Source organism: Brevibacterium sp. ZH18, from assembly GCF_022748595.1.
GTDB lineage: Bacteria > Actinomycetota > Actinomycetes > Actinomycetales > Brevibacteriaceae > Brevibacterium.
In genome coordinates this window covers 1-8419 of record NZ_JALDSX010000076.1, presented here as the reverse complement: position 1 = coordinate 8419, position 8419 = coordinate 1, and the positions used below count along the sequence as shown (strand labels likewise).

The window sequence follows — 8419 nt, the reverse complement described above, 5'->3', positions numbered from 1 at the left end:
CCGAAGAATCCCATATCGGCCATCTGCTTGATCATCGAGTCGGGGAACTGTCCCTCAACGGGGTCGAGTTCATTGGCGATCGGCAAGACAACATCGCGGGCGAACTCGCGTGCCAGTGCTTGGATCTCCTGCCTTTCCTCGGTCATGAAGTGCGGGGTATCCGGGCGTGGCCTGGGCTGATGCGTCATGGTCAGTCTCCTTGTTCTAAAGTCACTTCTGCGTCTCGAGCGGCTTGGCCGCCCATTCGCGCAGGACGGCTGCTTTGATCTTCGACCCGTTCGTTCCGGCGGTCACAGGCATGGCCTCGACGAGGCGGACCTCCGTGGGCACCTTGAAGCTGGCCAGGCGCTCCTTGCAGTACGCCTTGATCTCCGCCGGGTCCGGATTTGTGCCCGGCACCGGCTGGACGAAGGCGACGACTTCGGGTGCACCCGCCTCGTTGTTGCGTCCGACGACCTTGACGATCTCGACCTCGGAATGGGTGATGAGGTGAAGTTCGATCTCTGCGGGATCGACGAGGAACCCGCGCAGACGAATGACGTCGCCCATGCGGCACACGTATTCGAAGGAGTCACGTCCCTGCGCACGGCCGAGGTCACCGGTGCAGAACCAGCCTCCGGTCGTGAAGTTCTTCGCGCCCTCTCCTTTATCGCCGAGGTATTTGTCGACGATGTTCGCGCCGCGCAGCTGCACTTCGCCTTCGGACCCTTCTGGGACGTCGAGGTTCGAGAGCGGGTCCACGATGCGGTACTCGTACGCGGGATCGATGAGACGGCCACCGCCCGAGTAGCGAAGCTCCTCCGCCGTGTCGACGGGCCAGAACGAGGTGAGGGCGAAGACTTCCGACGAGCCGTAGACGCCGACAGTCTGTGTTCCGAAATCCTCGGCGGCCCATTTCGCGATGTCTGCGGACATGCCCTGGAAATCGGCCACGCCTGCCCACTTCCAGGAGCTGATCGTTGTGCCGGTCTCTTCGCACACGCGGCGAACCCGAGAGAGCATGTCGTCGGCGCCGACGAAATGCGAGCCGTTGAAATGATCCCAGGCTGAGACGAGTACGCGCTCGTCGAAGACCGGGTGGAGAAGGACGGCAGCCCCGCCGAAGAGCGCGCCCATACCTGCGGAGAATCCGAAGACACCGGAGTAGGGAAGCGGCTCGACGAGGACGTCGCCGGGGGCGAACCCGGCGCGGGAGGCGACATGCTGCGAGTGGGAGACGACGGCGGCTTCCTTGTGGGCTGCCAGTTTCGGCATGCCTGTGGATCCCGAGGTTGTGAACGCGACCGACAGTTGGTCCGCGCTGGGTTCGACTGCTGACGTTCTTGCCGCAGATGCTCCCGACGCCGAGGTGGCGGCACCGACAGGGGGTATGACCACTGCCCCTGAACCGAGGTCGTAATCGGCGGCGACCGGTTCATCGGATGCTCCCGGCACAGCCCAGACGGCGACCGTGGGTGCGTGGAACGGCTGCGGGGAATCGGCCGGAGCGTCTTCCTGCGACTCGGCGACGGCCTTCGTGGCTGTGGTGAGGAAGTCGATGCCACGGAATCCGTGGGCCATCACGAGGAGTGTGGGTCGCGCTTTCGTGAAGACGTGGCTGACCTCGGCGACGTTGTAGCGCGTGTTGACGCCGATGACATGGGCACCGCGTGCCGAAGCGGCGAACTGCCAGGCGTAGGTGTCCGCCCAACTGGGCAGCCAGACGGCCACGCAGTCACCTTCGCCGACTTCGTGCTCGGCGAGGAGTGCAGCGAACTGGTTCGTCCGGGTCAGGAGATCAGTGACGCTGACACGGATATGCCCGTGGTCGAGGTCGTCAGTCTGGGCGGCGGCAGGCACCGGGTCGATGAGCGCCAGTCGCTGCGGGTCGGAATCGACCCACGACGTCAGATGGCCGTAGAGAGTGCTGGGCTGTGCAGTCATGATCGCGTGGTCTCCGTATCTTCGTCGCTGGATTCCAGGGTGCGCACCCAAGCGTCGACCTGGCTGGCGAAATCGCTCATCTCCTCCATCGGATAATGCCCGATCCCGGGGAGGAACGTGAACGATCCTCGAGGGATGGACGCAGCGTCACGACGGATTGCCTCGGCGTCGATCCAGAGGTCATCCTCACCGGCGACGAGGATCGTCGGGCACACGACCTCGGGCAGGCTTGCGCTGACATCGTGTCGACCCCAGCCGATGAGGTCGGAGTTCGAGATGATCGGGTCCTCGCGGCAGTGCATGCGGGCGATGAGCGAGCGGCGTTCCTCGCTGACGGCGGAGCCGACGACGGCGCGTGTGCCCCAGTAGGTGCGGTCGCTGCGTGAAGGTGTCGAGATGTCGTTGAGTTCGCGGGTCAGCCCCCGGATCGAGACGTGACCGCTGCTGGCTCCGGCGGCCATCGCGATCGCGGCCCGGATACGGGATCCGGCCCGCACCGCGAGGTCGATCGTGATCTTCCCACCGATCGAACAGCCGACGACGACGAATCGGTCGATGCTCAGCTGATCGAGGACGGTGAGCGCGAACTGGGCATACTCGCCGAGGTCGGTCACCGGCCCGTGGGCAGAGGGTTCGCTGCGTCCGTGGCCGGGGAAGTCAGGAACGATGACGCGGTAGCCGAGAGCCGCAAGGTCGGCGGCGACGTGGGCGTACTGGACGCCGCTCTGCCCGGCGGTGTGCAGAGCCAGCAGCGGGATCGCATCGATGTCGCCCCAGTCCTCGACGAAGGCGAGGCGGTCGTCGATGACGAGCTGGTGTGCGCGCAGTGTGGTCACGGCCGCGGTGGAGGTGTTCGACGCAGCGCTCGTGTCGGTCGTCTCAGTGGTTTCGGTCAGTGTCGTCATGCCAGGCCACCTGCAGGGTCTCGATGGAAGTCGTCTGTGCGCCGCCGTAGCCGGCGGTTCCCGCGAGGGCGCGGGCGTTGTCGATGATGCGGATGAGGGCGCTGGTCATGCGCAGATATTCGTAGCCGGATCCCGAGGAGCGCATCTTTCCCAGCATGGCTGTCTCCATAAAGCTGTTGTCGCTCGAGGACATGAGGTCGACGAAGACCTCGCCGGGGATGTCGAGGACGAAATCGGCGCCCTTGATCGCACGGGCCACGACCTCGAGGACCTGGCCGCGGTAGCAGCGGATGTGCACGGGGCGGCCGCCGATCGACAGGCCGATCGTTCCGTCGTAGGTCTCGATGAGGCGGGCGAACGACTCGTCGTCGTTCAATCGGTGGTGGAGGTCGGCGTTCCATTCTCTGCTGCCGGGGCACAGCAGGCCGGACACGGCCTCGGAACGGTCGACAGCCTCGGCGCCTGCCGTCGTACTGGTGAACGCGAACCGCAGCACGGCGGCGACTCCGGTGTCGTCGTTGAGGAAGGCTGTCACCTCGGTGCGTACGTGAGCGTCGCGCTCGGACAGGACGGCTGTGACGACCGCAGTCGGTGCTGAGGGGTCTGTGATCGAGGAACTGTGCTGCCCTTTCAGCTCGAGATCCACGGACGCCAAGTTCGCGGTGGCCAGGTCGGAGAAGTCGACGATCTCATTGCCGAGCGCAGTGGCTACGCAGTCGGCCAGAGTCAATGCGGAGCCCGGTGCGAGTGTGGGGGCAGCAGCGAGCAGTCGCTGTCCTGGGGCGAGGAGCGGTGTCATGTCGATTCCTTCCGAAGGGGCTTATGAGATGATTGGTGTCAATGGACGAGAATGTGGACAAGTCAGGCAGGCGGCGAGCTGCGCCACGATTCATCGACCGCGAAACGGTCGTCGATGCAGCGCTCGAAGTGCTCGCCGCGAAGGGATTCCACGGGGCGTCGACGCGTGAGATCGCGAAGGCAGCCGGGACGTCGCTGTCGAACCTCTACAACTACTTCGGGTCGAAGAGCGAGATTCTCGAGGTCGTCCTTGAAGACACCGCCCGCACGCTCGCCGACTCCCTCGAAGCGGCAGTGACCGCGGCCGGTGAAGCGCCGCTGGCCAGGCTCGATGCAGCGGTGCGGGCCTACGTCGACTTCATCGTGGAGAAGCCGCGCGCCTCGGTGGTGGGCATCACCGAGTTCCGGTACCTCGAGGGCGAGAACCGCGCCGAGGTGGTCGCTCAGCGCGATCGGACGGAGAAGGTCTTCCGCACCGCCATTGCAGACGGCGTCGAGGCCGGGGCCTGCGATGTGCGCAACATCGGTTCGGCCACGCGTGGTGCCGTGACACTGTGCGATTCGATGTCCACCTGGTATCGACCGGACGGCAGGCTCTCGGCTGTCGAACTCGCTGATCTCCAGGTCGACCTCGTCTTCGGCCTCGTGCGTGCCGCGAACCGACCGGACAGCGCCGGTCGATAGCACGGCGTCGCACGCTGCTGCGCCGGAGGAAGCGGCGAGCGTGACCGGGGCAGAGAACACGTCAGACCGTTCGACCATGATCGGTTCTCTCCACAGTGCGCGCATCCGCGGCGTCAACGGCAGGCGGGAATGAGAACCGCGCTGCGTCCCATCCGGCCTCGAGTGAGGACCAGAAGAAGAACGAGACTTTGCGCTCGGTGAAGCGCCAGCCGTTCGCGGTGCGGACCATCGTATCGTCGTAGCGACCCGCGGCGATCTGCGATTCGCCCTCGACGACGCAGGGCTGGAGCAGCCAGGTGGTCCCTGTCGCTGAGTCTCCGTCGAGGTCGACGGTCTCATTCGAGCTGAAGTGCCACCATGAGGTCACAGTCGTTGAATTGAGCTTCGGGAAGAACTCGAGCATCTCGTCACGGCCGCGGGCGGTCGAGAGTCCGACGAATGCCCCGTCCTCAGTGAACGTATCGGCGAGAGCGTCCCAGTGACCGTCATCGAGTGCCTGGCAGTAGCGGGCGCGCAGCTGTCCGATCTCCTGGATGTCCTCGAGACGGGTGATGCGCTCCTCGAGATTCTGCGATGTCGAAGTCTGCTCAGACATGTGCGGCGGTCTCCTTCTCGCGGGCCTCACGTGCTTCGACTTCGTGCGAGGTCTCGTGGAGGTTGGCCTGGAAGCGCTCCTTAATCGTGAAGACTGCGATGAAGGTGATCGCGGCCATGACGATGATGTAGACGGACACGCTGGCCGAGGTTCCGGTCGCCTCGATGAGGGAGACCATGATCATCGGGGCCAGGCCGCCGGCGAAGACGCTGGCGAGCTGGAAGCCCAGCGAAGCACCGAAGTAGCGGACGTCGGCAGGGAACATCTCGGCGAACAGGGCGGCCTGCGGGCCGAACATCATGGCGTGCAGCGTGAGTCCGACAATGAGTGCAAGGGCAATGAGGAACGGATTTCCGGTGTCGACCAGCCAGAAGAACGGGAATGCCCAGATGGCCATGAGTACGGCGCCGAGGAGGAAGATCTTGCGGCGACCGTGGCGGTCGGACCAGGAGCCGAAGAAAGGGATCGTGAAGATCTGCGTCATGACCGCGAGGCAGACGATCATGATCATCATCGTCTGTGAGAGCCCGACGTTGGCAGTGCCGTAGGAGAGCATGCCCGAGATCATGATGTAGAACGTGCCGTTGACGACGAAGAACGCTCCGGTCGCCTGCAGGATCTGCTTCCAGTACTTGCGGACGGCTGCCAGCAGCGAAACCTTGGGGATGTCCTGGTCAGCGGTGGCGGCCTGCGCCTTGGCCTGCATCGTCTTGAAGACCGGAGTCTCTTCGATCTTCATCTGGACGAAGATGCCGACGATGACGAGGAGGATTCCCGACAGGAACGGCACGCGCCAGCCCCAGGCGATGAAAGCGTCTTCGTTGACGAACAGCAGGATGCAGAGGAAGAAGGCGTTGCCGATGATGATGCCGGCGACTGTGCCGAGCTGGACCAGGGAGCCGAAGAATCCGCGGCGTTTGATGGGCGAGTGTTCGGTCAGCAGCAGTGTGGCTCCGCCCCACTGAGCGCCGACGCCGAGACCCTGGATGAGGCGTGCGGTGATGAGGAGGATGGGTGCCCAGATTCCGATCGTCTCGTAGCCGGGCAGGAGGCCGATGGAGGTCGTGGCCAGGCCCATGATGATCATGGAGGCGACGAGTGGACCCTTGCGTCCGAACCGATCGCCGAGCGCTCCGGCGATGATACCGCCCACGGGACGGGCGATGAAGCCGACGGCCAAGGTGCCGAATGAGGCGATGGTGCCCAGCGCGCCTTCGAGTGAGGGGAAGAAGATATGGCCGAAGACCAGCGCCGAGGCTGTCGAATAGATGAGGAAGTCGAACCATTCGAGGGCTGTCGCGAGGATCGAGGCAGTCGCGAGCTTCGTCATCTTGCTCTCCTCAGGGAGGTCAAGATCGACGGGGGCGGGCCCGGAGCTGTCGACGGGCGGTTCAATTGTTGAGGCCATAGCACTCTCCTTCGAGCAGGGAAGAACGTTCGTTCTTGTATAGTGAGTATGGCAGATCACATTAGGGGCTGGCAAGAGTAGGCGACAAGACTACCGGCGGGTACCGGCAGTCGCGGGCAGGTGTGGGTGCGATGGTCAGCGAGAGCGCGTGCTATCGGGCCTGGTCAACGGCGGCAAGCATCGACATGACGAAGGAGTCGGCAATGACTGAGGAATCCAAAAGAATTTACGAGGAGCCGCGCGATCGGCGGGCTGAAGGGGCGCAGGGGACTGAAGGGACTCGGCGGGCTGAAGGTGCGCCTCGGACTGAGGGTGCGCCGCGCCGAGTCATCTCCGCCGATCACAGCCTCTACTTCGAGGATATGGATGCCGGTCAGGTCTACCGGTCCTCGGCGCGTACTCTCTCGGAGGCCGACCTCACGATGTTCTCGATGCTTTCCGGCGACTGGAACCAGGTGCACTCCGACGCCGAATACATGGCGGCGACTGGGGGCCGCCTTCTTCACGGAGTGCTTGGAATTGCAGTGATCACCGGGCTCATGGATAAGGCCGGCTGGTTCGCGCGCTCGGCGATCGCAATGACCGGGATCGACGACTGGAAGTTCCTGTGTCCGCTCTTCATCGGCGACACCGTGACCATGGAGATGGAGATCCTCGGCAAGCGGTTGGTCTCTGCCGGCGACAAAGGCTTCCTTGATCGGCAGTTCACCCTGTTTAACCAGCACGGCGAGATTGCTCAGCAGGGCAGATGCGGGCTCCTCATTAAGCTTCGGGATGAGGCAGCGCTCAACGTCCCGCGCCGATGAGGCGCCCCGCGCTGGCGTGGCGTGCCGCTCTGGCGGGACGCGCCGCGCGGGTGGGACGCGCCACGCTGGCGGGCAAGCGGCTAGGCCAGGCTGCACCTCAGGCTGCTCCCGCCGAGCGGACCACTTGTTGTCGAAAGCACCGGCTATTACTGGTTCGCTCGATGGCAAGTGGTCCGCTCGGCAAGGGTCGGGCGTGAGTACCCAGGGCTTCTATGTGTTAAATGATGGCAGATGATTGCGTTTGACAATCAATGATGTACATACTTGTACTATGGTGTCGGTTTTCAGTTCTCGGGGGCTGCATGACCTCGGGCTCAACGAATCGAGTATCCGAGTAGCATTAGGCTGCTGTCTGCAAAGAGTTCGACGCGGTCATTTCGTGCTTCACCACGCGTGCGCGATCGCCGAACACGCGCCACTTCATCTACTGCACAACGAATCAGCGACTCCTTATCCCCGGCAGTACGGGGATATTCGTGACAATTCCGAATGGCTGAAGATCCTCATTCGCTCGTATGCCGACGAACTCCTCCCTGGGACTGTCTATTCCCACATATCCGCGGCGCTGATCCTTGGTCTCGATCCGCCGTTCCCGGCAACAGATGTCGCCGAGGTGATCAGGCCCGGCTTCCACCGCTCGAAGCCGACGATGAGAATTCGCGAGCGTCAGTTGGCGCCCGACGAAATGACGACTGTGGGCGACCTGCCGGTGACCACGATGCACAGGACGCTTCTCGATATCGCGTGCGACTATCCGCTTGAAGTGTCGGTCCCGTTCATCTCTGAAGCTCTCCGCCGCGGGCAGGCCTCTCAACGTGCGCTTCGAGAAGGAATCGAGCCGGGGAAGCGTGGGTGCAGAAGAGCGGCCCAGGCAGTGGATCTTGCGCATCCGGATCACGAGTCCTCAGGTGAGGCGATCTGCGCGGTTAAGTTCCACAGATTCAACATCTGGGGGATGATCCCTCAGGTGGACACCTTCGACGAGTTCGGCAACTGGATCGCACGCAATGACTTCAGGCATGAGTCTCTGCGGCTGATCGTCGAATTCCACGGGGTGGGCAAATACTATCTCAATGAAAACGGTCCCGACCGGGCGAGCAGTGAGAACCACGAACGGCACATGAAGCTGCTCAATGCCGGCTACCGAGTATTGAACCTCGTTTGGGCCGACTTGTTCCGAGCGCGGGAGTTCAAGAGGATCAAGGCAGTGCTCGACGAGCTCAGCAGTTGAGGCGCTTCCCTGGGGATGGGGCCGCCGAGCGGACCACTTGTCATCGAGCGGACCAGTTATAGCTGGTGC

At 63.6% G+C, this 8419-nt stretch carries 9 protein-coding genes; 3 read left to right on the top strand and 6 right to left on the bottom strand.

What is annotated here, in order from left to right; all coding sequences use genetic code 11:
* The 4 genes from MPN20_RS16625 to MPN20_RS16610 form a co-directional block, all read right to left on the bottom strand.
* The coding region (locus tag MPN20_RS16625; protein WP_242783936.1) for an acyl-CoA dehydrogenase family protein at positions 1 to 188 on the bottom strand (188 nt) is incomplete at its 3' end.
* A 22-nt stretch (positions 189 to 210) separates the two neighbouring features.
* On the bottom strand, positions 211 to 1923 hold the full coding sequence (locus tag MPN20_RS16620) for an AMP-binding protein (RefSeq protein ID WP_242783935.1): 1713 nt from the start codon (positions 1921 to 1923) through the stop codon (positions 211 to 213).
* Positions 1920 to 2828 (bottom strand): alpha/beta hydrolase, encoded by a 909-nt coding sequence (locus tag MPN20_RS16615; RefSeq protein WP_242783934.1) that lies wholly within the window; start codon positions 2826 to 2828, stop codon positions 1920 to 1922. The genes MPN20_RS16620 and MPN20_RS16615 overlap by 4 nt, the downstream gene beginning before the upstream one ends.
* Positions 2803 to 3627: a hypothetical protein gene (locus tag MPN20_RS16610; RefSeq protein WP_242783932.1), complete on the bottom strand. Its 825-nt coding sequence runs from the start codon at positions 3625 to 3627 to the stop codon at positions 2803 to 2805. Before MPN20_RS16610 ends, MPN20_RS16615 begins: the two co-directional genes overlap by 26 nt.
* A 41-nt stretch (positions 3628 to 3668) precedes the next feature.
* Between MPN20_RS16610 and MPN20_RS16605 the strand changes: the two genes are divergently transcribed.
* Complete coding sequence (locus MPN20_RS16605) at positions 3669 to 4310, top strand: TetR/AcrR family transcriptional regulator (RefSeq protein WP_242783930.1); 642 nt, start codon at positions 3669 to 3671, stop codon at positions 4308 to 4310.
* Positions 4311 to 4371: 61 nt separating this feature from the next.
* On the opposite strand, the gene MPN20_RS16600 is transcribed toward MPN20_RS16605, so the two are convergent.
* Positions 4372 to 4905 carry a nuclear transport factor 2 family protein gene (locus MPN20_RS16600; protein ID WP_242783928.1) on the bottom strand — a complete coding sequence of 178 codons (534 nt, stop codon included), beginning with the start codon at positions 4903 to 4905 and terminating at the stop codon, positions 4372 to 4374.
* A complete protein-coding gene (locus MPN20_RS16595; protein ID WP_242783927.1) occupies positions 4898 to 6313 on the bottom strand; it encodes an MFS transporter in 1416 nt (471 codons plus the stop codon). The genes MPN20_RS16600 and MPN20_RS16595 overlap by 8 nt, the downstream gene beginning before the upstream one ends.
* A 203-nt stretch (positions 6314 to 6516) precedes the next feature.
* On the opposite strand from MPN20_RS16595, the gene MPN20_RS16590 reads away from it, so the two are divergent.
* Positions 6517 to 7119: a MaoC/PaaZ C-terminal domain-containing protein gene (locus tag MPN20_RS16590; RefSeq protein WP_242783926.1), complete on the top strand. Its 603-nt coding sequence runs from the start codon at positions 6517 to 6519 to the stop codon at positions 7117 to 7119.
* A 379-nt stretch (positions 7120 to 7498) separates the two neighbouring features.
* The gene (locus MPN20_RS16585; protein ID WP_242783925.1) at positions 7499 to 8350 is read left to right on the top strand and encodes a hypothetical protein; all 852 of its coding nucleotides are present in this window, start codon (positions 7499 to 7501) and stop codon (positions 8348 to 8350) included.
* The last annotated feature ends 69 nt before the right edge of the window (positions 8351 to 8419 follow it).